Here is a 24,032-nt window from a genome sequence, read left to right on the forward strand (position 1 = left end):
GATGGAGATAGCGTGGAACGAAGTGGCCCTTGAGATGGCCCGAGAGGTTGAGAAGGTTGTGATGCCCCTCTTCGGAACCCCCGAGGCAGGGAAGACCGTGGGGACGAACGTGAGCGGGGACGTGACGAAATACGTTGACAAGGTCGCGGAGGACGTGGTCATCGGTCGTCTCGAGCCCCTGGGCGTCAACCTGGTGAGCGAGGAGATAGGCTTCATAGACAACGGGAGCGACTATACGGTTGTGGTTGATCCCATAGACGGTTCCTACAACTTCGCCGCCGGAATACCGATATTCGCCTTCAGCTTTGCGGTCTTCAGGGGGAAGGAACCCGTTTACGGGGCCATCTACGAATTCGTGCCGAAGCACTTCTACGAAGCGGTGCCGGGAAGGGGTGCGTTCATGAACGGCAGGCGGATAACGGTCAGGAAGCCGGAGCGTGGGAAAGAGGCTCTGAGCTTCTACACGCGCGGAAGGTGTACCGGACTGATAAAGAGGGTCAAACGCGTTCGCGTCCTCGGGGCGATAGCCGTTGAGCTTACCTACCTGGCAAAGGGGGCCCTCGATGGCGTTATGGATATCCGGAACTACGTCCGCCCGACGGATATAGCTGCCGGTGTGCTGATAGCGAAGGAGGCGGGGGCCATCGTAACCGACGGGACGGGAAGGGAGCTGGAGATACACCTGAGCGCGACCGAGCAGACGAACATAATAGCCGTGAACGACCGCTACCTGCTCGATATGATAATGGAGGAGCTGGAAAATGGGCGTTGAAAGGTATTTCTACCGCTACGGAAAGGCGACGTTCACGCTATTCCTGATAAACGTGGCGGTTTACGTGGTCGAGTCTATCCTCAGCGGAAACCCGCTCAGCATAAACATCCGCGTTCTGCAACTCCTCGGCCAGTGGAACTACGCCGTCCTCAACTACGGCTGGTGGTGGCAGCTCATCACCGCGATGTTCGTGCACGTCGGCATACTCCACATAGGCTTCAACATGTACTTCCTCCTGATGATGGGCAGGCAGCTCGAGGGCATACTCGGACCCAGGCGGCTCGTCATGGTTTACCTCGTCTCGGGCCTTGCCGGGAACCTGCTGACGCTTCTTCTGTTGCCCCCTAACTCGGTCAGTGCGGGGGCGAGCGGGGCGCTCTTCGGCATAGTCGGAACGCTGATAGTCATCATGGGTGTCGTCGGGGGCAACATGCAGGGGGCGTTAATAAACGCCTTCGTGCTCTTCCTGATAAACAGCCTCCTGCCGAGCGTCAACGTCTACGCCCACCTCGGCGGACTCGTCGTCGGGATGGCCATGGGCTACTACTACGGCAAACGGATTAAGAGGCACCTGATGGCGAGGATGTATGGGTACGGGTATTATTAGGACCATCGCCGAAAGATTTAAAAATGCCCCCCTGGAGGTATAGGTCGAGCGCTCGGGTTGTGCCGGGGTAGCTTAGCCTGGTCAGAGCGCTCGGCTCATAGGGCCGCTCCCCTTCGGGGGAGCCTGAGAAACCGAGAGGTCCGGGGTTCAAAGCCCCGCCCCGGCACCACATTCACGATTTTCTCGATTGCCTTTGAACTGGGGACAACTGCGGACGATTCTCGAACATGATACATCATTACCTACATACATATCTACACGAAACCTATTTATACTCCCACCACCACGTATTTATGACAAAATGTGCCCCAAATGGGGGGGTAAATGCAAGAAGTGCCATCCTTCAGTTCTGAATATGCCTCTGAAGACGCTCTGGTAGTGTCCATAGACAGGGCTTTTGACGACGTGTTTCGTCTTTTGAGAGAGGTTTCGGAAGAGAACCTGAGTCCGCAGGCAGAGTACAAGCTCAACAACGCCATGGTGGAAATGGAGAAACTCAAGAGGACCCTTGGAACCGCGCTGGGCACGACCCTCACCATCGCCCAGGAAGTTCAATCAAAGGTTAACGAGCTATCCCAGAACATCAGGGACATCGGTGAGGCCGTTAACCAGGTGACCGAGGCCATCGGCCAGGTCAGCATTGAAGCTCAGAGACAGCAGGAGGCAATCACGGAAATAAAAACCGCAATGGACGTTGTGCATGACGTCACCAACCTGGTTGCCCAGACAACTGATCACGTTGATGTCGCGGTGAACGAGATAATTGCGATATCCAAGGAGGGAGAGGAGAGGGGGAGAACCGCCACCCACGAAATTACGAAGATTCAGGATGTCATCACCCAGATTGCGGAGACCATCCACGCCGTGAAGGACATGGGGAAACAGATAGGTGAGATAACCAACGTCATAACAGGAATTGCAGGACAGACAAACCTGCTGGCGCTAAACGCGGCTATTGAGGCCGCACGCGCGGGGGAGGCCGGTAGAGGCTTCGCTGTTGTGGCTCAGGAAATCAGGAAGCTCGCCGAAGAGAGCAAGGACGCTGCGAGCAACATTAAGAAGATTATCGAGACCATGACAGAGAGGGTGAATGAGGCCGCCTCCGTGGCGGAGAACGGCGCCACCGTGGTGGAGGAGGCCAGCGGTGTCCTTGAGGAGACAATAGCATACATGGCAAACATTGCGGAACTTGTTTCAGAGCTTGGGCCCCAGCTCGAGGAACTGAAACAGAAGGTGGATGATGCCGAGAACGAGATTCAGAAGGTTCTCCAGGCGGTTGATGCACTTGCCGCAAGCGCGGAGGAGAATACGGCCGCCGCCGAGGAGGTCAGCTCATCCTCCCAGGAGCAGAACGCGGCCCTTGAGGAGATCTCCAAAGCGGCGAGGGACCTAGAACGGAAGATGCAGGAGCTCATGGAGGCACTGAACAAGGGGCTCTAACATCCTCTATTTTATCATTGGGGGTGAGCATGTGGAGAGGCAGTTTGTCGCATTTACAATAGGCTCGGAAGAATTCTGCATTGACATATCCAAAGTGCGGGAAGTCAAGGAGATGATGCCGATAACGAAGGTACCCCAGGCCCCGGATGAGGTGGAGGGCATTGTGAACTTGAGGGGGCAGGTGATTCCAATAGTGAACCTGAAAAAGGTTCTCGGATACTATGACGACAATGACCTCAGCGACAAAAAAATAATCCTCGTCGAAACAGGAAACGACGTGGTGGGATTTATAGTGGACGACGTTTCTGATGTCGTGTCTCTGAGTGAAGAACAGATTGAGAGTGTCCCCAGTGTTATCGGCAGTCATCAGGGCCACTATCTGAGGGGCATAGCCAAGAAAGATGAACGGCTCCTTCTGGTTTTTGATTTGAGCAAAATAATCAACACCGATTCTTTTTAGGCAACGGTGCCCTTTATTTTTTAATATTCTTCTTTTGAAAGCCTCGCCGTTCACGGCGGGCATGTGGCATATGGAATATCCCTCGATTAAATGCTAAGTCGCCCTCTTCTCTTCCTCCGGGAACTTCCAATTCCGCGTTATCTTTGTCACGTTCCTCACGAGGGCTTTCTCCTTCGGGTGCCTTGAGACCAGCTCCTCGAGGAAGGAGATAAGCCTCGTCGTAGGCGGGTTTGTCTATTGGGAACGGAACCTTATCCTTGCCGCCAACGGCGTAGGTGAACTTGAAGGGGTCGGGCGGGTGAGTTACCGGGTCCTTCCAGCTCGGATGGACGTCGTAGACCAGCTCAAGGACGAGCGATAGGGCCCTAAGTGTGCTCGGTCCGAGGCCCTTCAGGAGGAGAAACTCCTCGTAGTTATTTACGCTCAGCTCTCGGGCGAACTCCAAAGCCCGCTTGTTCAGCTCGAACCTTCCGAGGCTCTCGTAGCGCTTCAGGATAGAAACCTCATCAACGTCGCGGGGCTTGTACTGACTTCCTCCTTGCTAGGGCGAGGGTTCCAACGAATTAACCCCTCGCCAATGGCAGGGAGGTTTGAGGGGTCTCATTAAAACCCACCAAAAAGCGGGTTTTCAACCCCTCGGGGAGGGTCTTCCCCCCGTTACCCCTCCCTTGAGCGTACAAGCCACCCAAGTTCGGGGTTATGGTTTTTATAGCTTTCTTTAAAATGTTGAAAGCACCAACCAAATCCGCGTTAAACACAAGCCCCGTTGCGGGACACTTAAACAAACCACGAACGAAGCGCGCCCCCTCGTGGGGCTTCCCGCAAACGGGGCAAACCTTAGAAGTGAAAGCCTCACCAACAACCACAACCACAATACCATACTCTTCCGCAACTTCAGTCAAGCGTTTAATAAGGTAATTAAACCGCCAAACGTGAGAAAGGATAAAATTTTGTTTACTACCCTTATCAGAGTTCCGAGCTATTCCCTTTGGATAACCAACGACAATCTTAGAAACTCCCAAATCGTAAAGCCTTCTCACGGTTTGCCTCACGGCAGTGTTAATGTAGTGTTTTGCCTGAAGTTTAGCCCTCTCGTGCATTCTCTTGAGTTTCCTACTCGTTTTAGCTCCACTCTTGTTGAGTTTTGACTGGTAGTCCGCAATCTTCCTCCTCCAGTAGAAGTCAATGCTCTTTAACGGCCTCCCGTTCACGAGGAAGCTCTCTCCATTCTCCACGTAAACGGCCATTAAATTGTTTACATCCAAGTCAATTCCCGCTGAAAGATTTCCTTTTGGAGTTCTTGGGATGCTAACCCACTCCCCGCCCTCAAGTTTTTCCTCGACAGTAAAGCTGATGTGAGCGTACCATTTCCTCTTAACTGGGTCGTAAGTGATTTCTAACCGCCCCTGCTTGCCCCTCAAGTGTATTCTGCCTTTGAACTGGACTTCCAAGCGTTTGAATTTGCCGAGGCCTTTGAGGATAAGTTTGTTCCCGTCAATTTTGTATTGGTCGTTTCTAAGGACGATTAAGGGTTTTCTCTTCCCGTCTTCTTTAAGATAGTTTGGTGGTTTTGGTTTAAGCCAGTTGGGAAGTTCTCCATTCCGCTTTTTTTGAAGGAGGGAGAAGAAACTTCGCCATGCTTCGGCGTTTTTGCGACAGATTTGCTGGACTGTTGCTGAACCGATTTCCTGTTTAAACTCCTCATAAACGGTTTTCTCAGTCCTGTTGAAGTCCACGATTTGCTCTTGGAAGTATTGTTGTCTCCTCAGATAGTTTACCCTGTTCCAGACTTTGGCTCCAATGTCGGCTAACTGATGGAGGATTTTCGCCTGCTCTTTGGAGGGTTGGAGTTTAACTGTTACTGCCCGCTTCATTTCAAAGTATGGTATAGTTTTTGTGCTTTAAAAAAGATTGCTTTCCTGTTCGAAGACTGGTTGGGTTGATTATTGCATCCCCGCCGTGAACGGCGAGGCTTTCAAAAGAAAAATGTAAACCAGCGGCCGGTAGCCTTTGGCTATGGCTTTCAGGCTCTCCAGCTCGCGCTCTATCTTCCTCGGCTTTTCCTGCACCACGTCGAGGAGCGCCTTCTGGTACTCCTTTGATTCCTTCGAGACCGTGTTGAGGGCGAACTCCCTCCTGAGCCCGGAGATGGCATTGTGCGGGTCGAGGGTGAAGGTCTCGGCATCGAACCAGTGGAAGCGCCTCGCCATCCTCTCGGCCTCGTTCATGCCCTGCTGTATGACCGCCCAGTTGCCCTCTTCGTCCAGGAAGAAGACGTGATGGTAGAGCTGGTAGCCGGTCTGGAGCGCAACTGTGTCAACCTTGGCGACCAGCCGCGAGGTTCTTACGTACGGCTCGGGGTCGAGTTCGTAGAGTTCGGCTATGGTCTTCAGCTCCTCCGGCGTTGCCCTGCTCTTCTTCCCCTTACCTCCGGCCGCCTTGACGCCCAGCTCCTCCCTCCAGAGGGCGTCCTTTATCATGCCCGCCGTCACGGTGGTCGAGCCAGAGGAGTCCCAGTCCATCCCGATGACGTTGTTGAAGGCCTGGAACCAGACCGGGTCGGAGAGCCTCTCCATGAGTCCCTTCGTTCCGTACTCCTCAACCGCCAGAACCAGCACTAACCGGGTGAGCTTCCTCATCCTCTGGGCCAGCCACGCCGGAACGTGGCCGCCGTGGAGGGGCAGGTCGGCGATATTCCTCATCGGAGTTATATCTCTCTCCGGGGTTTTAACCATTATCCCCGTAGAATTTTCATAATTTTGGGCTATCATACGCAGAATCATCAGGAAAAACTGGTCATATAAATGGGAAAGCCTTTTTATCCTCCGCTTCGATTTCCGTCTGCTGATTTAGGCTCACGGAGGTTGTGAAAATGGGAGTTGAGAAGGTTCCGAAGTACGACATCCCAACCGTTAAGGTTGACTACGTTTTTATCGAGCTCGACAAGATGAAGCCCCACGAGCAGCTCGTCCAGAAGGAGCTTGAGGCCTTCATCGAGAGCGTCACCGGCTCCGGCCTCTTCTGGAAGCCTATGCTCCTCGCCAAGGTTCCTGGTGAGGACATGTACCTCATCGTTGACGGTCACCACCGCTGGGCTGGTCTCCAGAAGCTCGGCGCCAAGAAGGCTCCCTCCGTCATACTTGACTACTTCAGCGACGATGTCAAGGTCTACACCTGGTACCCGGCCTTCAAGGGAAGCCTCGAGGAGGTTCTCGAGAGGCTCAAGGCAGAGGGGCTTGAAGTCATTGAGGACCCGGAGGCAGAGGAGAAGGCCGAGAGGGGCGAGATAGCCTTCGCCATCGTCGGTGAGAAGGTCTTCGCCGTTCCGGGCGGCCTTGATGAGCAGAAGAAGGTCAGCAAGGTTCTCGACGAGATGAGCGTCGAGGGCAAGATCGAGCTCATCTACTACGGCCTCAAGGAGGACGCCAGAGAGGACATGGGCAAGGGCGAGATCGACTACGTCTTCATCAGGAAGGCCCCTAGCAAGGATGAGGTCATGGAGCTCGTCAAGCGCGGCGAGGTCTACTCCCCGAAGACCACCAGACACGTCCTGCCCTTCAACCCGGACAAGATAGACGTCAAGCTCGAGGAGCTGTTCTGAAGGTTTTTAACCCCTTTTTCATACTTTCTCCGCCGATGACGAAGGATCAACCGGCTGATGGGTGATGACCAGTCCAGGAGGCCGAGGCCCCGCACCTACATAGGCATCTACAAAAAGGATTTAAATATCCATTCAGGATTTTACCCTTAAGCGGTGAGTGAAGTGCTCAGGATTTCACTTCCTGTGCTGGCACGGTCACGGAAGGAAGGAACCCGGAGGGTTGATGTCCCCGCATTCAGGCTGGTGAGTTCATTCTCCGACATAATCGAAGATAGCGCCGTTGTTATAGGCCGGGCCGGGATGAAGGTTCCTCCCGACTGGAATCTCATTACCGTGAGTTCCGTTAAGGGATATTTTGGTCCGAGGGAACTCCACAGAATTTTGGATGGTATAATCAAAAGTCTCAAAGGGCATCCGGATAGGGCGGTAATTATAGCCTGTCCCGAGTACCTGGCGCTCCATAACGGATTTGAGACGTTTCTGAGATTTTTGAACACCATTCGTGATCACGTTATACTCACCAATACCAAGGTCTACGTTGTCACTGATCCCCTTGCATGGAAACCAAGGCAGTGGGCCCTCCTCAAGAAACTTGAGCTCTGAGCGACAAACTTTAAAGCTCCACCGTTGCCCTCTTTATGATGAGGATGCTCCGCGGTTTAATCTTCGACGTTGACGAGACCCTGGTCTACTACGAGGGCTACGACCACAGGGAATGGTACGAGAAGTGGGTGATGCCGGCCCTCCGGGAGCGTGGCATTGAACTGGACTACGAAACATACAAAAAAACGGTAACCGGCGAGCTTCCGAGGAGCTACGTCGAGCGCTTTGGCATAGACCACGTGGAGTTCTGGAAAATCGTTGACGGCGTGAACCTCCGCTACCGGCGGGAGATGGCGCGGCTCGGCAGGATAAAGCCTTTCCCCGATGTTGGTGCTTTGGGAGAGCTGAAAGAGCTGGGCCTGAAGCTTGGGGCTGTGAGTAACGCCTCCCCGGAGTGCACGGAGTTCGTTTTGGACCTCTTCGATTTGAGGAAATACTTCGAGGTTGTTTACGGAAAGGACTATTCAAACCTTGACGGGGTCAAGCCAAGCCCCTACCTCGTTGAAAAAGCCCTGAACGCACTCGACCTGGAGCCGGAGGAAGCGCTGATGGTTGGCGACAGCCGTCACGATGTGCTCGCCGGAAAGCGGGCCGGCATGAAGGTGGTTAACGTTACGCGCTTCGGGAAAATCGAGGGTGCTGACTACTACGTGAAGGGCCTCTGGGAGCTTGTGGAACTGATAAGGAAGATGCTGTAGTCCGTCAGTATTACCACGGTTCATGAAAATCTCCGGCACTCTTAAATACCCAAAAGTAGTTATGTGCACCGTGGTGATTCATGGAGGCAGTTGGATTTAAATGTGAGAGGTGCGGTGCGCCCCTCGAAGTATCCCCCGAAACTATAGTCGCAATCTGTCCATACTGCGGTTTTCCTAACCACGTGAGCGGAAACCTGAAGACAGAGAACATCTACATCGTCCCGACCATCGATAAAAACGCCATAGCCAAGGCCTTCTGGGACCGCGTCAACAGGGACTTCGACCTCAAGCGCATGAAGGAGGGGATAGAGATAGTTGACATCGAAGGCCACTATGCCCCGTACTGGGTGGGCAACGTTCACGTCGAGGGTGACGTCGAGTACATGGTGCGCGAGGAGGAGTGCCACACGGACTCGGAGGGCGAAACCCACTGCCACACCGTCGAGAGGCACTACCACGACTACGTTGACGAGGTTTTGAGCCTTATCGGCTCCGCAAGGAGGCAGGTCAAGAGCTTCGGCGTTGATGACATCATTGTCCACTATTCGAGGGCAAAGCCCAAGGGAAGAAAGCTCCTTGAGCTGGACGAGGATCAATGGGGGAAGATAAAGCTGGAGATACTCAACACTGAAATAGACGAGACCCAGGCGAAGATGATAATGCGCGAGGATGCGATAGACGTCATAAGGGACCGCTACTCCGCCAAGGCCGACAGGATAGAGCGCTTCGATATAACCGCCGATGAGCCCCAGAACGTTTCTCTGATTCTCCTGCCGATGTGGACCGTCTACTACAAGCACGAGAACTCGATATTCCATGCCGTCTTCGCCGGCTGGGACGGAAGGGATGTTGCCGCCACCGAGCCTATGCCCATCTGGAGGCGCGCCCAGTACATGGCCGGCGTCGTCCTCGGAGTCATCATAGGCGCTGCTGGAGCCGCCTACGGTGGTGCAAACGGCTCGGCTCTGGTTTCGGTGCTCTCGCTGATACTCGGGGCTGGCGCCAGCGGCTACTTCGGGTCGTTGGTCCTGGAGGGACAGAGAACCGAGAGAAGCACCGGTATCATGGGGCACTTCACGGGGGCATTTAAGGGGTGATTGCCATGGAGGTTCAGTGTCCAACCTGCTCGGCCAAGTTTAAGGTCCCAGACACGGTGAGCGTGGCAACGTGCCCCTACTGCGGAACGACCTTCAAGCTCGAAACGAGGGAGGAAGTCGGCGAGCACTTCTTCTTCCCGCCGATGAGGAAAGACGCCGGAGGGGTTCTGCTCAAGTTCCTCTCCAGGCAGTACGGCGCTCCGGCGGACATAACCGGGGCAAAGATAACGAAAAAGGAGCTCCACTGGGTGCCGGTTTACTTCTTCTACCTCCACGGGAGGAGCACACGCTGGTCAACGATAGAGGAGGTTCGCTTCGTCGGAATCCCCGCAGGCTCACCCTTTCAGGGGATGCTCAAGGACTACCCGTTCCCGATAAGGGGCAAGCGCTTCTTCGATGAGGCAGTGGTTGGGAAGGGTAAGTACTACGAGCCCAAGATGTCCAGGGAAGAGGCTGAGGCCATGGCGAGGAGCATCATGGAGAGCGCCCTCAGAAGTGAGGCCAGCCAGGAGGACAAATCCCTCGGCGGCGTTGAGATAGAGGTGAAGTACCAGGGGCTGGTGCACTATCCACTTTGGGAGGTTCACTACGAGTACTCCGGGCAGAGCTTTGCGGGATACGTTGATGGAACCGACGGAAGGGTTGTCCAGGCGGAGTACCCGCTCATGAGCGGTGCCAGAAAGAAAGCCAGCCTCCTGGGCGCCGGTGTTCTAGCGGCCGGGCTGATAATCGGCATAATCGCGGCTGGAGCATACGGAAGCGCCTGGGGGCTCATAGGTGGACTCATCCCCGGAGGCGCCGGGGCCTTCGGCATATTCCGGAAAGGCGCCGTTAAGAAGAGGAAGGTCAGCGAGGTTATGAGGCTCAACAAAGGTAACCTGTATTTCAAGCCGATGTGAGGTGTTGGTTATGGGGAAGGAAACATCGATAGTTGAGAAGCTTGAGCTCGTAATTCCCGGCTTCCACGGCTACAAGAAGAAGGAGCTCATAAGGGAAGACGACATGCTCGTTCGGGGCAAGGTGGCAGATACGCTCGCCCTCGCCAGAAGGGAGATGGAGCGCGCCCTTCAGAGGTGCGCCATGGTGGGCTGCGCCCAGATGGTTGCCATAGACAGCTTGAGGAAGAAGCTCATGGCACTGGAGAGCAGGGTGCGGCATGCAGAAGCCGGCTACCGCGGCTACTTCGACAGGGTGAAGTTCAAGGAAAAGGAGCTCAACAGGCTCCTGGAATACGATGCCAAGATGATAGAGCTGGCCGAGGAGATACTCAACGAGGTCAAAGCCTTGAACGGCCAAATAGCGGATCCGCAGGCTCTCAGCATGGCGGTTCTAAACCTCGATGAGGAGCTGATAAACTTCGAGGAAGTCCTCGGCAAGAGAATGAGCTTCGCGGCGGGTGAGTGAGATGGTTCAGGTCATAGAATGGGTGAACCCCGGAGAAGACGAGATAATCTGGCGCTACCCCAACGAGGTCATAAAGTGGGGAGCTCAGCTGATAGTCCATGAGTATGAGGTCGCCGTGTTTATGCGCGATGGCAAAATCTACGACGTCCTCGGGCCGGGAAGGCACACGTTGACGACACAGAACTTACCGCTCCTCTACAAGCTCGTTGGTGGAAGCAACAGCCCCTTCAAGGCCACTGTCATTTTCGTCAGCATGAAGCAGTTCCAGGGGCGCTACGGAGGGGAGACTCAGACGAGGGAGCTCGCCCCGGTCAAGTACTACGGCGTCTACTGGTTCAAGGTCGCTGACCCGGTTCTCTTCATCACCGAGGTCGTCGGCGGCCAGAGCCTCTACGAGGCGAGCGACGTCACCAAGTTCATTCGCGCGTACTTCAACGAGGGCATGATGAAGCACCTCAGCGCTTACTCGATAGTTGACCTCTTCCAGAACCTCGACATGGTCAGCACGCAGGTCAAGGTCAAGCTCATCGAGGACTTCAGGCGGCTCGGCCTTGAGCTCGTCGATGTGAAGATTGAAGGAGTGAACACGACCGACGAGTGGCGCCAGAGGCTCTTCTGGATAATGCAGACTGGCAACGCTCAGGCGGTTATGCAGATGGACACGGCAAAACAGGTGGCAGCGGAACTTGGAAAGAGCGAGGGGGCCGCGATGGGCACGGGTATGGTCATAATGCCCCAGCTCCTCCAGCAGCCCGTCCAACCCGCCCAGCCGGCGCAGCCCTACGCTGGTGGAGGCGTTCCGCCGGCAGGATACCAGCAGCCGGCCCAGCCGGGGGCACCAGCTCAACCAGCGCAGCAGGAAATCTGCCCCTACTGCGGCAAGCAGATTCCGCCCGGAGCGAGGTTCTGTCCTTACTGTGGGCACCAGATACACCGCTGTCCCAACGGCCACATAGTTCCTGAGGGAGCGAAGTTCTGCCCTGTCTGCGGGGCAAAGATTGAGTGAGTCCCCTTTCTTTTTCTTTGAATGTGGTAAGATTTATATAGCTCCAAAGGGTACATTGTTCTGTCGGCTTTGCCCCACATAGTAACGTCGCGGTGAGGGTTTATGAGACCTGCGATAGTCCTTTCCCTGCTCCTGCTCGTTCTCATGGCACCTTTAGCGGGAGCCGGGGAGTGGGTCCCCGTGAAGGTAGTCGAGTTCCAGGGGATTCAGACCCGCGAGACGGTCTTCAACAGGTGGCCGGCGGTGAATACGACGTCGGACTCTTCTCCCTTCCGGCAGGGGACTACCGTGGCCTGAGTGAGGACCTCCTCAAAAACCTAGAACTATACAAGACCGTCGTCTCGTACGTGGACCTGACCTTCAACACCTACCACGACCCGGATAAGGAAGCTCCAATCGTCACCCTGGGGAACGAGACCTACCTCAACCCCTTCGCCATCCGGGAAGTCAGATTTGCGATGAACTACCTCGTAAGCAGGGAACACATCGCCCGGGAGATTTACGGGGGTAATGCAGCGCCGATGTTCAGCTGTGTGAGGCCCAGCCACCCGGTCAGCGGGTACATCGAGCCAGTCTACGCCGCCCTGAACCTCACTGCTCAGGGACACGACGAACTCGCCCTCCAGATGATTGAGACGGCGATGAAGAAGGCCGCTGAGAGTGTCACCAGGTACGGCCACAGGCTGGAAAAGGTAAACGGCACCTGGCACTTCGATGGCCGGCCGGTGACGGTCAAGCTCGCTGTCCGCACCGAGGATGAGAGGACAAAACTGGGCATGTACATCGCCGAACAGCTCAGAAAAGCCGGCTTCGCGGTGGAGATGGTTTACCTCGACAGGCACAGGGCCAGCAAGGTCATATTCAACGAGCCTCCGAGCGACTACGGGTGGAACGTCTACACCGGCGGCTGGTTCGCCGATAAAAGCTCCGGCCTCTGGATGGACGACTACGCCGCCTGGTTCTACTCGGCATGGTACGGTTACCTTCCGGGAAGGGTTGGGCCGGAGCACAGGAACACCGTCACGGTCCTGGATTTCCTCAGGGAAGTCGGCAACGGCAATCCTGACAACGGCCTTAGAGCCATAGGTGCAGAGTACTACAGTAAAGCCTCAGAGCTGGGAGGAATTCTTGAATGGACAGAGGAGGAGCTGACGAGATTGCTCGCCAACCTCAGCGCCGAGGTGAACGGCGAAAGCTACGCGATAACCAGCGCCGACCAGTACTGGGACCTTCAGAAGATGGCGGTTGGAATGGGAATACTGGAGAGCGCCAGGATTTTCCTCATCGAGGAGTGGGAACTCTCGCCCGTGAACAGGGAGAGGGTTGATGGCATAACCCCAGATTCGACCACCGGAATCCTCAACCGCTGGAGCCTGCTGGGGGCGAGTACCCCGGACGGGATCCTTAAGGTGGCCTACTTCGTCCCGACCTGCGGGCTCTGCGGCGCCTTCAATCCCGTTGATGGCTTTGACAGCCCCACCGTTCCGGTCAGCCTCTGGGGATTCGTCCACACCCCCGGTGGCCGCGTTGGAAGGAACGGACTCTATGAACCCTACGGGTGCAACTGGACGGTCGAGCGCGGCCGTTTCACGGTTCCGGAAGATGCCGTCGTCCACAACCAGAGCAGGGGCTGGGTGAGTCCCCACGCCGGGGAGACGGCCGTCGTCAGGATAACCTTTACCTGCCGTCCGACGAGGTGGCACGACGGGGTGGAGCTTAGGGGGGCGGATTTCAAGTACTACCTGGCGTTCCTCTACACCTGGGCCTACAGGGACGGTCAGGATGACCCCTACTACGACGGGAACCTGGACGACATGGCCAAATCGCTTTCGGGTGTCTTAGGCTTTGAATTCACCGGCAACGGCTACGTGGTTTACGGTAACTACGTCCACCCCTTTGCCGATGACATAACGGCCAGGCACTACCTCCACTACCCCACGTTCCCCTGGGAACTGTACCACGCCATGGGCGAGCTTGTTGCCAGGCCGGGCGAGTACGGGATAACCGGGGATTATTCATTCAGTAAAGGCCCCCTATGCCTTAACCTCCTGGAGCGGGAGCACGCGATGGATCTGAAGAGGGTACTTGAGCTTCTGGAGGAGAGGAAGGAAGTTCCCGGTGCAATAGCAGGGGACGTGGACGACCCGACAAGGGGCTACGAGCGGGCGGTGGAGTGGATTGAGAAAAGGGACCACGCCTTCATAAGCAACGGGCCGTTTTACATTGAGAGGTACGAGCCGAGGAACCTGTACCTGGAGCTGAGGGCATTTGGGGGAGTATCTCCGATTCCCTCCCCAGCAACTACCCCCACGACGTCCCAGGTTCCGACTCCATCACCTCAAAGCGGGTATCCGGAACCAACCAACGGGCCAGACGACCATCAAACGGCCACCGACATCTCGCCCGTGTATGCAATTGGCCTGGCGGGCCTTTTGATACTGGTACTGGCGGCCCTGATGAGACGGAGAAGATGAGGCCGCTGGCTTTTCGTTTTTCTTGGATTCAAAAATAGGGAGAAAGTATCAGACCCCCCACTTCTCCTCAATGTAGACCCTGATGAGGTCCTTTGTCGCGAGCATGCCCTTAATGTGGGTCCTCTCCATGCCGTGGCTCGCGTGCACTCCCTGGCCGATGAGGGCGACCTTAACGTCCCAGCCTGCTCTGAGCGCCGCCGAGCCGTCGGAGCCGTAGTAGGGGAAGACGTCAACGACGTGGGGAATCTCGTGCTTCTCAGCCAGTTCGATGAGTTTCGTCGTCATCTCGTAGTCGTACGGGCCGCTTGAGTCCTTGGCCGCTATCGATACCGCGGTTTCCCTGCCCGCGACGCCATCTCCAACGACGCCCATGTCGACGACGAGGAGCTCCTTCATGCTCGGTGGGTAGCCGCTGGAACCGCCGTGTCCGACCTCCTCGTAGGGCGAGAAGAAGAACGCCACCGGGAGCTTTTCGAGGGCTTCAGTCCCCAGATCGAGCATCAGGTCGATCATCACCGCGGCACTCGCCTTGTCATCGAGAAAGTGGGCCTTAACGAAACCGTTCACGTACTCGAACTTCGGGTCGAAGGCTATGAAGTCACCCGGTCTTATGCCGAGCTTCTCTGTATCTTCCTTCTTCTCGACGAGCTCATCCAGGCGGATGTACATGTTCTCCTCCTTGCGCTCCTTCTTTCCAGCTTCCCTGTTCACGTGGACGCTGGGGTTCTTGAGAAGGAGCGTTCCGCGGTACTTCTTCCCCGAGCGGGTGATTATCGTGCAGTACTCGCCCTCGAAGGCCGGAAGGTGCAGGCCGCCTACTCTCGTGAAGCTCAGGTGTCCGTTTGGCAGGATTCCTTTAACCATCGCGCCGAGGGTGTCAACGTGGGCCGCCACAACCAGCTCCGGCTCCGGATGGTTGCCCGCTATCAGGGCACCCTTGTTGGTGAAGTAGGTTTTCACGCCGTTTTCGTTGAGAAGTCCCGCTATGTAGGCCATAACCTCTTTCGTGTAGCCCGTCGGGGACGGTATCTCCAGAATCTCCCTGAGAATCTCGATCATTCTTTCCATCATGACCACCGTTAAAAGAAATGTCGAAGGGTTAAAAAGGGCATCGGTCAGAGTCCGAAAATCCCGCGGAGGTGTTTCATATTGCCCGATGAGAGGTACACCTCATGTTCTGGAAGGAGCTTGATGGTGAATGCCTCGTCGGGGTCATGGGGGTAGACGTTGAGGAGAACGTACTTTCCGCTCTTCATCACACTCTCCAGGCGGTACGTGCCTTTGTAACAGTGTTTTGTACCACCCATTCCAAAGACGCCGCCTTCCTTCCACTCGATGTCGATATACATCTTAAGGGCGGAGCGGCCATTCGTGACGTACTCCGCAGCGAGTTCGGACCACTTTGAGAGGACCTCCCCGGCCGAAACTTTGATTCCATTCTCCTTTATTCCCTCGGGGTCGGAACTTACGATGTTTTTCAGAACATTTCCCAGCATGTGACCACATCCAGGCGTTTTAGAACAGTTGCACGGCGTCTTTATTACTTTTTCGTGACCCTCACAGGAAGGCTTTGAGAACCATGAAGAGTCCTATGACGAGGAGCGTGAGAACGAAGGTGACGCTTATTGCCTCCTCGGCCTTTAGTCTGTACTGAGCAAGGATAGCGTTGGCCGCTATGGCCGGAGGCATACTGGCCTCGACAAGAACGGAGTAGAAAACCTCCGGGGCCGCCCAGCGCAGGGTCAGGAAAACGAAGGTGAAGGGGATTGCTATCCTAAAAGTCCCGACTTCAGTGAGCTTGCGCCAGTCGAAGCTCCTCAGCGTTATCCGCGAGCCGAAGTAGATGATGAGCAGGGGTATGCTGAGCCAGCCAATCGTTTTGACCGGCTCTATGAACCAGTTTGGAACCCTAACCCCTACTATAACGAGGGCCAGAGCGAGGAGGTTCGCCACCGTCGGCGGGAACTTCAGCGCCTTCAGGAAGCTGTCCTTAACGTTCGCGCCTCCGCTGGAGTAGTGGGCCGCTATGAAGGTGACGATTGGGATGACTATCATCGAGTTGGTCGTGGAGTAGAGTATCGCGGGCGTTATGTCGTCGAGGAAGAGGCTCGCTATCGGGAAGCCGAGGGCGGCCGTGTTGGGGTAGACCGAGAGAACCATCAGCGCACCGACCCAGGGGTCGTTTTTAAGGACGACGCGGCCGTAGATGTACGAAAACCCAAGGCTTATCGCGATTATCAGGAAGACGTAGAGGAAGACAGTCTTTATGCTCAGGAGGTAGTTCAGGTCCTTGCTCGCCACGTTTCCGAAGATGAACAGGGCGAGGAGAAAGTCGTTCACCAGGATTCGGAGGTAGTCGAAGGGCTTCTCCGATTTGACCAGCCTCTTGAGGACGTAGCCGACCGCTATAAGGGCGAGCATCTCGGCGATGTTCATGCTTAAACCTGGGGTTCAGCGTTTAAAAGTCTGTCGAGTGTGGAAAAATGAAAGGAGGTTGGGGATGAACTTGAAAAATAAAAGCAGGGGTTGAGGCTCACTCCTTCTTCGTCTTGTGCAGGGGCCACCAGGCCTTTTCACCGAAGAGAGCCATCGTGGCCGGGCCGATGAAGTAGACCGCCGCCGTGGCAGTCAAGAGCACTCCGATGGCCAGTGCGAAGCCTATCTCCCTTATTCCCCACGTCGCCCCGGTCATCAGCGAGCCGTAGGTTACCGCCAGCACAGCGGCGAGGCCGACGACCAGCGTGTCCATCGTTCCGGCAGCTACGACTAGCGCGTCCCTCGCGCTCCTGCGCTCGAACTCGTCCCTGGCTTTGACCAGGTAGAAGCTGTTGTAGTCTATGCCCACACCCATGAGCACTATGAAGACCATCATGGGCAGGAACCACATGACCTGCTGGCCGAAGACCCTCTCGAAGAGCCAGCTGGAAACGGTTATGCTGAGGAGCACGCCGACCGCTATGGTGCCTATGGTGGTTATAACTGCGGGCAGTCCCTTGAGTGTCGGTATGAGGGACAGGAACATCAGCAGGAGCGCCACCGGGAAGATTCTGTGCCAGAAGACGTCGTTGATGAGGTCGCTGAGGTCGAGCGCTAGTGCAGTGCTTCCGCCAACCATTCCGGACTTTATTGCTCCCGACTTCTCCTCGTCTTTCACTATATCCCTTATCTCCCTCACCATGTCCTTGGAGCGGTCGTCGGTGGCCTCGTACTTCCCGGTAACCTGTATCAGCACTTTAGTGCCGTCTTCCGAGATGTAGCGGTTTCCGCCGAGGCTCTTCAGCTCGTCCACGCTGACGTTCACCTGCCTTCCGTAGGGACGGGCGAGGGTATAGACGTACTCGACGCCGTCAACCGCTGATATCCTGTCCGCGAGCTCGTTGATGGTCTTGAGGTCGCCGTCGCCAACTGGGTGTCCGAGGTCGACCACGACGTAGGTCGGGGAGGTAACGCCCGCACCGACCGTGCTCTCGCTGAGCTGGAGGAAGTTGTAGGTCTCGCTGTCCTTGGGGATGAACAGCTTTATGTCGTGGGTTCCGTTGAAGTTGACGAAGTTGTAGGCCGCCGGAACCGCCACGAGGAGCGCTATGAGGACAACCACTTTGGCGTGCTTGACGGCCCACTCCGCGATTCTGCTCCTCTCGTGGATGTCCACACTCTCGATGTGATGCTCGATGTGCCTCGGCCACCAGAAGGCCGGTTTGTCGCCTATGAGAACGGTTATCGCCGGAATGAACGTCAGGCTGGCGAGGAGGACTACGATGACCGCCAGGGGTGCTATCATGCCGATGGTCTTGAATATCGGGAACTCCCAGGCCAGGATGAAGCTCGCGAAGGCTATGATGTCGGTTGATGCGCTGGCCAGAACCGCGTCCTTTGCCCTCTTCAGCGCCTCACTCGCCGCCCTGTTGTGGTCGTAGCCTTCCGCCAGGTACTCCTTGAAGCGATGGAGATAGTAGGTTGAGTAGTCTATTCCAAGGCCAAGTGCCGTCGTGACGGTGAGCATCTGGGCCCAGCTCCCGACGTCCAGATAGTCACCCTTTGCGAGCAGGTAGAGGATTCCCAGCGCCGTGAGGGTTGCCGTTGCGACGCCGGTGAAGGGCAGGAGCGTCGCTAGCAGCGCCACCCCCATCAGGATAAGGAGCACGAGGAGCGCCCCAACGATGCTGAACTTCGTAGTCTTGTCGTTGTCCTCCTTGCCGTATTTAATGGCCTCGTAGGTCTGAATGGGCGTTCCGGTTACGTATACCTCGACTTTCGGCGAGACTGCTCCGAACTCCTTCACGGCTATTTCCTTCGCTTTGATCGAATTCCCGTACTGAACCCTGCTCTGCTTTTCGAGGTCGCTGACGCCCTTAAGCCCCTTCGGGGTAAACAGGATGAGCATCGTCGTGTTGTCCGGGCTCTTGAGCATGCCGATGTAGCTCTTCGCGAGGCTGTAAATGGACAGGTAAACCTGCTCCTCTATTGGTTTGACCTCTTCCTTCGTTATCCTATCCGGGTCGTCCCTGAATTCGAAGGCGATGTTCACAAGCTCGGTCGCGTTTATGTGGAGCGGAACTCCGAGGTTAATCTCCCCTACGAACTTCTCGACGAGCTTCACCGTTTTCTCCTTCACAAGGGTCTCTATGTCGGAGTCGCTCATCGGGTAGTCCCTGGCAACGGTCAGCATTAGCTCCTTCAGCGTTTCCTTGACGTCCTCCGGCGCGCTGACGTTGGCGAGCTTCTCATCAACCCCCTGCTCAAACAGGCTGTAGGCTATCTCTTCCGGACTTCTGCCGGCGTAAACATCGTCCACAGCTTTGCCGAGGTCTATCGGGACGTCTCCGGCCAGGCTCGTGATTATCTCCTTGACTGCCCCCTCTACCCCGACTCCCGCTGCGAGTTCCTCAGGGTTCTTAAGAACCGCATCGACGATGGTTTCGGCAACCTCCTCGCTCCCGACCTCCTCGGAGGTCTTTTGAATCAGAATCTCCCTCGCAATCGGGACGACATCCCCACGGGAGTCGTAGACCTCGCTTATGACGTTCTCTGGGATCTCAACGCCCCTTTCCTTCATAATCTCGGCGAGCAGCGAGACGGTTGCCTCCTTCAGCAGGGCCGGGTTCTTGGCCAGAACTCCGGTCGCGTTGGTGTCGAATCCCACAACGGTCTTGACTATCGGCTCTGCAAGGACCTTCTGCTCCCCGGGCAGTTTCTCCTTTAGAGCACCTGCGAGGAGATTGGTCTCAAGTTCTCCAGTCGGCCCGTGGGTAAGAAGGGTTCTGAGTATCTCGTCGGCGTTGGGCATTTCGAGGAGAGGGCTTCCGGCCATGAGGGCCTTCGCGACCTCGATTGTCGCGTTCTCGACCGCTGAAGCGCTCGGGTTCTTTCCAAGGCCTATCGAGACGTTGACGATGTGGGCCAGCGTGCTGGCGGGGATCTCACCGAAACCTGGAACCTCGTAGCTTCCCCCAGCCCCTTCGATGACGAGCGGGAGGTTTTTGAGGGCGTTGCTTGCTATCTCATCAACGGGCCTAACCGCGTTCTCGCCGAGCTGAATGAGGGCGTAATCACTGCCCGCCTGCTCGTCAAACGCCACAACTCCCCCGTAGAAGGCAACCGAGTAGGCCTCCGCGAGGTTCCTCTGCATCGGGTCGTTTATCTTGCCGAGAACCATCGCCCTGGTGACGTTGGCCAGGAAGCCGTCGGTTATTGTACTGGCCCCGTAGGCAGAGTAGGCCGGGTAGGTGGCGTTGTAAACCGCGTAAACGAACTCGGCGGGAACGCCGAGCTGGGTGGCTATCGCCTGCGCCGTTCTCTCGTCAAGGCCCCTCTCGTAGGCTCCAGCCTGAACGAGGGCGTCGTAGGCTCCTATCGTTCCGAGGTAAGTTCTCGCGTAGCTATCGCTCAGGTTGTAGAGGCCCACGTTAAGGCCAGCTATCGTGGAGTTCAGCGTTCTCAACTGCTGGCTGGCCCGCGTGAGGTTCTCGTTGAGGGTAACGTAGGCCATGTCAGTCCCGTTGAGGGCGTTCCTGAGGGTGAGACTCTGGTTGTAGAGAACGCTCAGGTTGGCCTCGAGCGCGAAGTAGGCCCCGGCAAGCTGGGGGACGGTTTCGTTGAGGGTTTCAACCTGAACGCTGAGGTTCTCAATCTGAGAAAGAAGGGTTCCGTAAGTGCTGCTGGCGTTGATTGCCGAGCCATAGAAGATTCCGGTTAGGTTGGCGGTCGTTTTGGTGAGGTTGAGCGCTATCTCATAGGACTTGTTGTGGAGCATATCAACGGCATCGTAGTAGGAGGTGAAATTCGAGCCGTAGGGCCTTGCCTCGGCCTTGAAGCGCTCATAGGCATCCCGCGTCGCGGGGTCGTTCACGTCCACTCCGCTCACTATCATGTACGTCTGGTTGTCGCTGGTCGCGAACTCCGGGAACTCTTCTGTGAGGGTTTCCTGCACCTTGACGGATTCCACGTCCTTGGGCAGGAACTGGTCCATGCTGTAGTTGGTGAGGTCGTTCAGCTTTGCCGCAAGGGGCATCGCGGCTATGACCACGATAATCCAGAGGGCCACGATGGCCTTTGCGTGCTTCACTATCCACTCGTTCCAAGCCATCTCCACCACCACTGTCGCCTATCAACATGATGAATTCAAACATGTCAAAGTTCGACATGTCGTTGAGAGAAGCGTTTATAAGGATTGTGGTTCAACCTTCGACTATGGGTGGTGACAATGGGGGAGGACGTTGAGCGGAAGATAATCAAGGGCCTCTTCACGGTCCCGCTGAAGAACATAATCCTGGTCATAGTTGGCCTAAAGGGAGAGGCACATGGCTACGAAATACTGAAGGAGCTTGAGAAGCTAGCCATCGGCCTCTGGAAGCCCAGCCACAGCAATCTGTACACGATACTCAACAAGATGGTCGACGAGGGTCTTCTGGAGCCCCGCGAGGAGTACCGGGGCAGGGTGAGGCGTGTGAAATACAGCCTAACTGAAAAGGGCCTCGATTATCTAAAAACTTCCAATGAACTGGCCCTTCGGGTTCTGTACACCTCCATCAACTATCACGAAGCCCTGAAGAAGAAGCTCGAGGAGATGGGGGAGAGAAAGGTTATGGACAGAGAGACCGTGATTGAGTACCTGGGACTCCTCAAGAAGATACGCGACATACTGGACGAGGAAATAAAGACTATAGAAGCCGAACTTTCGGCGGAGAATTGATTTCCTCGCTTTTCTCTTCTTTCATCCTCCTCGGATTTAGGGCGGCGCTTACCCCGTGCGACCACCAACCGATAAACTTTTATATACCTAGCGCGCTAGTTGGGTACAGAAAAATGTACTACAAAAATCTGTACCTGGTGGTACCATGGAGAACGACCTGAAGATTCAGCTCGAAGAGCTGAAGAAAAGGCTGGAGGTGCTGGAGGAAAGCATTGACCCCGTTGATGAGGTCATGCTCTCGATAAAGGCCCGTCTCAGGAGAAAGCTCGAAGGCGGAAGCCTGCCCGAGATAGACGAGGAGAGGGCAGCCAAAACCCTCAAGGCCCTCGCCAACCCGGACAGGATAAGGATTCTGAAGATGCTCTCCGAGGGGCCCATGGGATTCAAGGAGATAAAGGATGCCCTTGGGGTGGAAAGCCCCACCGTTTCCCACCACCTGAAGCTCCTGGTGAAAACCCGGATGGTGAGAAAGGGAGAAGGATACGAAATATCGCCCGACGGACGTCTCTTTTTGCGCTTGCTTGAGATAATAACTGCCCTTGAGGAGGTGGAAGAATGAGTTTTAGCTGGAAGTATCGGGCCGTCCCGCACGAAGGCCCAAGGTTCAGGATAGCGGAGTACCTCAAAGCCCTCACGGCGATACTGCTCATCGCATGGCTGTTCAAGGGGCCGCTGAGGCTTGAGGCCTACAACGACCAGCTGGTCTACGCCATCGTGGCGCTCCTGTTCGCCTTCGAGCTGCTCGCGGTGGGCAAGTGGTTCGGGGTGACGGTAAGCGGAATAGTCTTTGCCCTGGCCAAGGGCTTCTTCTGGACGAGCATATTTCTGTTCTTTGGACAGTGGCTGGGAATGTCAGAGACGCTCCACGACTACGCGGGAACGGCATTCGCATATGCCGTCGTCCTCGTCATAGCGGGAATCCTGCTGGCGAAGTTCGATGAGAAGAGGCTCGACATCAAAGTTGAAGGCAAGGCCTACGAGTTCGAAGGCGCCGATTTCGGCGAGGTGAAGCTCAAGGGAACCGGCAAGGCCTATCCTGTGAAGTTCGGGAGGAAGAAGGTCGGTTGGGTCGTAGACGGCGAGGTCACGGTCGAGGCCGATACGCCGCTCGGTAGGGTAACGAAGAGGCTCCTCAGCCCGGTCATCGTGTGGACCGAGGAGAAGATAGCCGGGCGGAAGACCTCCGCGGATCCAGGCTTCGTCTCGAGGGTGAACGACCTCGTGAACCCGGACAGGCTCTATCAGAAGGGCAAGAGGGACAGCGTGGTTGACCTGGGCTTCATCAAGGCCTACGAGGGGGAGGGCTTCGAGTACGTAAAGCTGCCCTTCATCGAGGTCATAGAGACGCCAGGCGGCGAAGAGGTCAAGATAGGCCCGATGAGGTTCCGCGAGGGCAACCCTGAGATGCCCCCAGAGGACATGCTGACCATCAGGGAACTCCGCAACGGTTTCCAGCTCACCAAGGTCGGCGAGAGGCTGAAGATCCAGACCGACGAGTATTCCATCGAGGTCGATGGGGAGAGGGTCGTGTACAGGAGCGGAAGCGAGAGCCTCAGTCTGGGCGAAACCGTGTCCCTGCGCTCGGGCGACGTCTCGGTCAGCGTCGGCAGGGAAAGGGCCAAGATACGCATCGAGGACGTCGTAATCTCCGCCAGAGACGGCACGGTGCGCATAAGGACCGGGGGCAGAATGTACACCATAGAGAACGGCGACGCCTACCGGCTGGTGGTCAGGAAGGCGAAGGAGATAGTGGAGGAGCAGAGCGCCGAACTGATAGAGGGCCTCGGCATAGACAGAACCCTGCTCAACAGACGCGTGAAGGAGCTCCTCGACGAACTGACTGCCTACCTGGGGTGAGCGAGATGGAGACTGCAGTAATCCCAAAGGCCTCCAACGCCATCACGATCCCTGATGAAGGAAAGGAAGGCTGCGAAAAGAAGACGGGGCACGAGAGGCCCCTTTTCGATTTTGAACTTCATCCGCTGGGGGGTTTGATATGATATTTGAAAACGTCCGGGAAGTTGATATAAAGGCCACCAACGGCCGGATCGAGATAGAGGGCTGGGAAAACGACTACGCCGAGGTGAACTACACCGTCCACGGCGAGGTGGAGGTCACCGTCGAGCAGAAGGGGAGCGGGCTAATCATCATGGAAGAACCGAAGAAACGGTTCCTGAACCTGCTCAGGGAGAGCGGCTGGGCGGAGATAGAGGTGAAGGTTCCGCGGAGGGTCCTGATAAATGCGAAGAACGTGAACGGCGAGCTTAAGGCCAGGGGCGTGCGCTTTGAGGACGTCACGACGGTAAACGGCGAGATAGACCTGAAGGACTGCGAGGCCGAAAAGCTTAGCACCGTGAACGGTGAGGTAAGGGCCCATCTAACGGTTGCCGGCCCTCTGAAGGCCTCCACCGTGAACGGGGAAATCGAGCTTACCATCGAGGAGCTCGAGGGGGACGTCGAGGTAAGCTGCGTCAACGGAGACATCGTGCTTCGTCTGACCGAGTTCTGCGACGCCAAGATAGTGGGTAAGAGGGTCAACGGAGACGTCAAGCTGATCGGCATAGACCCGGACGACCCCGTTATAGGGACGGGTGAGTTTGAGGTCATGGCCAGCACGGTGAACGGCGACGTGAGGGTCGAGCTGATTTGAGTCTTTAATTCTTCAATTACCTAATTTG

General features: G+C 56.2%; 23 protein-coding genes, 1 tRNA gene and 2 pseudogenes. 19 read left to right on the top strand and 7 right to left on the bottom strand.

What is annotated here, in order from left to right:
* Position 1 precedes the first annotated feature (1 nt).
* From FPV09_RS01810 to FPV09_RS01830, 5 genes are all read left to right on the top strand, one after another.
* Positions 2 to 772, top strand: coding sequence for a bifunctional fructose-bisphosphatase/inositol-phosphate phosphatase (locus tag FPV09_RS01810; protein ID WP_058939476.1), 771 nt, complete (start codon positions 2 to 4; stop codon positions 770 to 772).
* Positions 762 to 1,379 carry a rhomboid family intramembrane serine protease gene (locus FPV09_RS01815; RefSeq protein WP_148882157.1) on the top strand — a complete coding sequence of 206 codons (618 nt, stop codon included), beginning with the start codon at positions 762 to 764 and terminating at the stop codon, positions 1,377 to 1,379. Before FPV09_RS01810 ends, FPV09_RS01815 begins: the two co-directional genes overlap by 11 nt.
* A 61-nt stretch (positions 1,380 to 1,440) precedes the next feature.
* Positions 1,441 to 1,548: transfer RNA gene (locus FPV09_RS01820), tRNA-Met, on the top strand.
* Between the two features lie 155 nt (positions 1,549 to 1,703).
* A complete protein-coding gene (locus FPV09_RS01825) occupies positions 1,704 to 2,819 on the top strand; it encodes a methyl-accepting chemotaxis protein (RefSeq protein ID WP_148882158.1) in 1,116 nt (371 codons plus the stop codon).
* Positions 2,820 to 2,850: 31 nt separating this feature from the next.
* The gene (locus FPV09_RS01830; RefSeq protein WP_148882159.1) at positions 2,851 to 3,279 is read left to right on the top strand and encodes a chemotaxis protein CheW; all 429 of its coding nucleotides are present in this window, start codon (positions 2,851 to 2,853) and stop codon (positions 3,277 to 3,279) included.
* Positions 3,280 to 3,372: 93 nt separating this feature from the next.
* Here the strand turns inward: FPV09_RS01830 and FPV09_RS01835 are convergent.
* From FPV09_RS01835 to FPV09_RS01845, 3 genes and pseudogenes are all read right to left on the bottom strand, one after another.
* A pseudogene (locus tag FPV09_RS01835) lies at positions 3,373 to 3,805 on the bottom strand (DUF763 domain-containing protein); the annotation flags it as partial.
* Between the two features lie 37 nt (positions 3,806 to 3,842).
* A complete protein-coding gene (locus FPV09_RS01840; protein WP_148882160.1) occupies positions 3,843 to 5,153 on the bottom strand; it encodes an RNA-guided endonuclease InsQ/TnpB family protein in 1,311 nt (436 codons plus the stop codon).
* Between the two features lie 114 nt (positions 5,154 to 5,267).
* Positions 5,268 to 5,981, bottom strand: a pseudogene (locus FPV09_RS01845) (DUF763 domain-containing protein); the annotation flags it as partial.
* A gap of 170 nt (positions 5,982 to 6,151) precedes the next feature.
* Here FPV09_RS01845 and serK point away from each other — a divergent pair.
* The 9 genes from serK (at position 6,152) to FPV09_RS01885 (ending at position 14,162) form a co-directional block, all read left to right on the top strand.
* A complete protein-coding gene (gene serK, locus FPV09_RS01850; RefSeq protein ID WP_148882161.1) occupies positions 6,152 to 6,880 on the top strand; it encodes an L-serine kinase SerK in 729 nt (242 codons plus the stop codon).
* A 153-nt stretch (positions 6,881 to 7,033) separates the two neighbouring features.
* Positions 7,034 to 7,483 (top strand): DUF835 domain-containing protein, encoded by a 450-nt coding sequence (locus FPV09_RS01855; RefSeq protein ID WP_240703189.1) that lies wholly within the window; start codon positions 7,034 to 7,036, stop codon positions 7,481 to 7,483.
* A 44-nt stretch (positions 7,484 to 7,527) separates the two neighbouring features.
* Entirely contained in the window at positions 7,528 to 8,181 is a 654-nt protein-coding gene (locus FPV09_RS01860) for an HAD family hydrolase (protein WP_148883603.1), read from the top strand.
* A gap of 80 nt (positions 8,182 to 8,261) precedes the next feature.
* Complete coding sequence (locus FPV09_RS01865) at positions 8,262 to 9,278, top strand: hypothetical protein (protein ID WP_148882162.1); 1,017 nt, start codon at positions 8,262 to 8,264, stop codon at positions 9,276 to 9,278.
* Between the two features lie 5 nt (positions 9,279 to 9,283).
* Entirely contained in the window at positions 9,284 to 10,177 is an 894-nt protein-coding gene (locus tag FPV09_RS01870; RefSeq protein WP_148882163.1) for a hypothetical protein, read from the top strand.
* Positions 10,178 to 10,187: 10 nt separating this feature from the next.
* Positions 10,188 to 10,682 (top strand): hypothetical protein, encoded by a 495-nt coding sequence (locus FPV09_RS01875; RefSeq protein ID WP_148882164.1) that lies wholly within the window; start codon positions 10,188 to 10,190, stop codon positions 10,680 to 10,682.
* 1 nt (position 10,683) lies between these two features.
* Entirely contained in the window at positions 10,684 to 11,688 is a 1,005-nt protein-coding gene (locus tag FPV09_RS01880) for an SPFH domain-containing protein (protein WP_148882165.1), read from the top strand.
* Positions 11,689 to 11,790: 102 nt separating this feature from the next.
* Positions 11,791 to 11,985 (top strand): hypothetical protein, encoded by a 195-nt coding sequence (locus FPV09_RS11910; RefSeq protein ID WP_168194712.1) that lies wholly within the window; start codon positions 11,791 to 11,793, stop codon positions 11,983 to 11,985.
* Complete coding sequence (locus FPV09_RS01885) at positions 11,922 to 14,162, top strand: ABC transporter substrate-binding protein (protein ID WP_168194713.1); 2,241 nt, start codon at positions 11,922 to 11,924, stop codon at positions 14,160 to 14,162. Before FPV09_RS11910 ends, FPV09_RS01885 begins: the two co-directional genes overlap by 64 nt.
* Before the next feature lie 48 nt (positions 14,163 to 14,210).
* On the opposite strand, the gene FPV09_RS01890 is transcribed toward FPV09_RS01885, so the two are convergent.
* From FPV09_RS01890 to FPV09_RS01905, 4 genes are all read right to left on the bottom strand, one after another.
* Positions 14,211 to 15,230: a M42 family metallopeptidase gene (locus FPV09_RS01890; protein ID WP_148882167.1), complete on the bottom strand. Its 1,020-nt coding sequence runs from the start codon at positions 15,228 to 15,230 to the stop codon at positions 14,211 to 14,213.
* A 47-nt stretch (positions 15,231 to 15,277) separates the two neighbouring features.
* Positions 15,278 to 15,658 carry a hypothetical protein gene (locus FPV09_RS01895; protein ID WP_148882168.1) on the bottom strand — a complete coding sequence of 127 codons (381 nt, stop codon included), beginning with the start codon at positions 15,656 to 15,658 and terminating at the stop codon, positions 15,278 to 15,280.
* A 61-nt stretch (positions 15,659 to 15,719) separates the two neighbouring features.
* Positions 15,720 to 16,598, bottom strand: coding sequence for an AEC family transporter (locus tag FPV09_RS01900; RefSeq protein WP_148882169.1), 879 nt, complete (start codon positions 16,596 to 16,598; stop codon positions 15,720 to 15,722).
* A gap of 97 nt (positions 16,599 to 16,695) precedes the next feature.
* Positions 16,696 to 20,748 carry an MMPL family transporter gene (locus FPV09_RS01905; protein ID WP_148883604.1) on the bottom strand — a complete coding sequence of 1,351 codons (4,053 nt, stop codon included), beginning with the start codon at positions 20,746 to 20,748 and terminating at the stop codon, positions 16,696 to 16,698.
* A gap of 117 nt (positions 20,749 to 20,865) precedes the next feature.
* On the opposite strand from FPV09_RS01905, the gene FPV09_RS01910 reads away from it, so the two are divergent.
* The 5 genes from FPV09_RS01910 to FPV09_RS01925 all read left to right on the top strand — a co-directional run bounded on the left by FPV09_RS01910 (position 20,866) and on the right by FPV09_RS01925 (position 24,004).
* On the top strand, positions 20,866 to 21,354 hold the full coding sequence (locus FPV09_RS01910) for a PadR family transcriptional regulator (RefSeq protein ID WP_148883605.1): 489 nt from the start codon (positions 20,866 to 20,868) through the stop codon (positions 21,352 to 21,354).
* 145 nt (positions 21,355 to 21,499) lie between these two features.
* The gene (locus FPV09_RS01915; protein ID WP_058939617.1) at positions 21,500 to 21,913 is read left to right on the top strand and encodes an ArsR/SmtB family transcription factor; all 414 of its coding nucleotides are present in this window, start codon (positions 21,500 to 21,502) and stop codon (positions 21,911 to 21,913) included.
* Complete coding sequence (locus FPV09_RS01920) at positions 21,910 to 23,211, top strand: hypothetical protein (protein ID WP_148882170.1); 1,302 nt, start codon at positions 21,910 to 21,912, stop codon at positions 23,209 to 23,211. Before FPV09_RS01915 ends, FPV09_RS01920 begins: the two co-directional genes overlap by 4 nt.
* A gap of 5 nt (positions 23,212 to 23,216) precedes the next feature.
* Positions 23,217 to 23,354, top strand: a complete 138-nt coding sequence (locus FPV09_RS11915; RefSeq protein WP_168194714.1) for a hypothetical protein — start codon at positions 23,217 to 23,219, stop codon at positions 23,352 to 23,354.
* The gene (locus FPV09_RS01925) at positions 23,351 to 24,004 is read left to right on the top strand and encodes a DUF4097 family beta strand repeat-containing protein (protein ID WP_148882171.1); all 654 of its coding nucleotides are present in this window, start codon (positions 23,351 to 23,353) and stop codon (positions 24,002 to 24,004) included. The genes FPV09_RS11915 and FPV09_RS01925 overlap by 4 nt, the downstream gene beginning before the upstream one ends.
* Positions 24,005 to 24,032 lie beyond the last annotated feature (28 nt).

It is taken from the genome of Thermococcus aciditolerans (assembly GCF_008152015.1).
GTDB classification, from domain to species: Archaea; Methanobacteriota_B; Thermococci; order Thermococcales; family Thermococcaceae; genus Thermococcus; species Thermococcus celericrescens.

Bases quoted from the DNA above. Each gene is read 5' to 3' on its own strand.
- FPV09_RS01810 (WP_058939476.1), top strand. From the start codon at position 2: ATGGAGATAGCGTGGAACGAAGTGGCCCTTGAGATGGCCCGAGAGGTT.
- FPV09_RS01815 (WP_148882157.1), top strand. From the start codon at position 762: ATGGGCGTTGAAAGGTATTTCTACCGCTACGGAAAGGCGACGTTCACG.
- FPV09_RS01825 (WP_148882158.1), top strand. From the start codon at position 1,704: ATGCAAGAAGTGCCATCCTTCAGTTCTGAATATGCCTCTGAAGACGCT.
- FPV09_RS01840 (WP_148882160.1), bottom strand. From the start codon at position 5,153: ATGAAGCGGGCAGTAACAGTTAAACTCCAACCCTCCAAAGAGCAGGCG.
- serK (WP_148882161.1), top strand. From the start codon at position 6,152: ATGGGAGTTGAGAAGGTTCCGAAGTACGACATCCCAACCGTTAAGGTT.
- FPV09_RS01860 (WP_148883603.1), top strand. From the start codon at position 7,528: ATGCTCCGCGGTTTAATCTTCGACGTTGACGAGACCCTGGTCTACTAC.
- FPV09_RS01865 (WP_148882162.1), top strand. From the start codon at position 8,262: ATGGAGGCAGTTGGATTTAAATGTGAGAGGTGCGGTGCGCCCCTCGAA.
- FPV09_RS01870 (WP_148882163.1), top strand. From the start codon at position 9,284: ATGGAGGTTCAGTGTCCAACCTGCTCGGCCAAGTTTAAGGTCCCAGAC.
- FPV09_RS01875 (WP_148882164.1), top strand. From the start codon at position 10,188: ATGGGGAAGGAAACATCGATAGTTGAGAAGCTTGAGCTCGTAATTCCC.
- FPV09_RS01880 (WP_148882165.1), top strand. From the start codon at position 10,684: ATGGTTCAGGTCATAGAATGGGTGAACCCCGGAGAAGACGAGATAATC.
- FPV09_RS11910 (WP_168194712.1), top strand. From the start codon at position 11,791: ATGAGACCTGCGATAGTCCTTTCCCTGCTCCTGCTCGTTCTCATGGCA.
- FPV09_RS01890 (WP_148882167.1), bottom strand. From the start codon at position 15,230: ATGGAAAGAATGATCGAGATTCTCAGGGAGATTCTGGAGATACCGTCC.
- FPV09_RS01895 (WP_148882168.1), bottom strand. From the start codon at position 15,658: ATGCTGGGAAATGTTCTGAAAAACATCGTAAGTTCCGACCCCGAGGGA.
- FPV09_RS01900 (WP_148882169.1), bottom strand. From the start codon at position 16,598: ATGAACATCGCCGAGATGCTCGCCCTTATAGCGGTCGGCTACGTCCTC.
- FPV09_RS01905 (WP_148883604.1), bottom strand. From the start codon at position 20,748: ATGGCTTGGAACGAGTGGATAGTGAAGCACGCAAAGGCCATCGTGGCC.
- FPV09_RS01910 (WP_148883605.1), top strand. From the start codon at position 20,866: ATGGGGGAGGACGTTGAGCGGAAGATAATCAAGGGCCTCTTCACGGTC.
- FPV09_RS01915 (WP_058939617.1), top strand. From the start codon at position 21,500: ATGGAGAACGACCTGAAGATTCAGCTCGAAGAGCTGAAGAAAAGGCTG.
- FPV09_RS01920 (WP_148882170.1), top strand. From the start codon at position 21,910: ATGAGTTTTAGCTGGAAGTATCGGGCCGTCCCGCACGAAGGCCCAAGG.
- FPV09_RS11915 (WP_168194714.1), top strand. From the start codon at position 23,217: ATGGAGACTGCAGTAATCCCAAAGGCCTCCAACGCCATCACGATCCCT.
- FPV09_RS01925 (WP_148882171.1), top strand. From the start codon at position 23,351: ATGATATTTGAAAACGTCCGGGAAGTTGATATAAAGGCCACCAACGGC.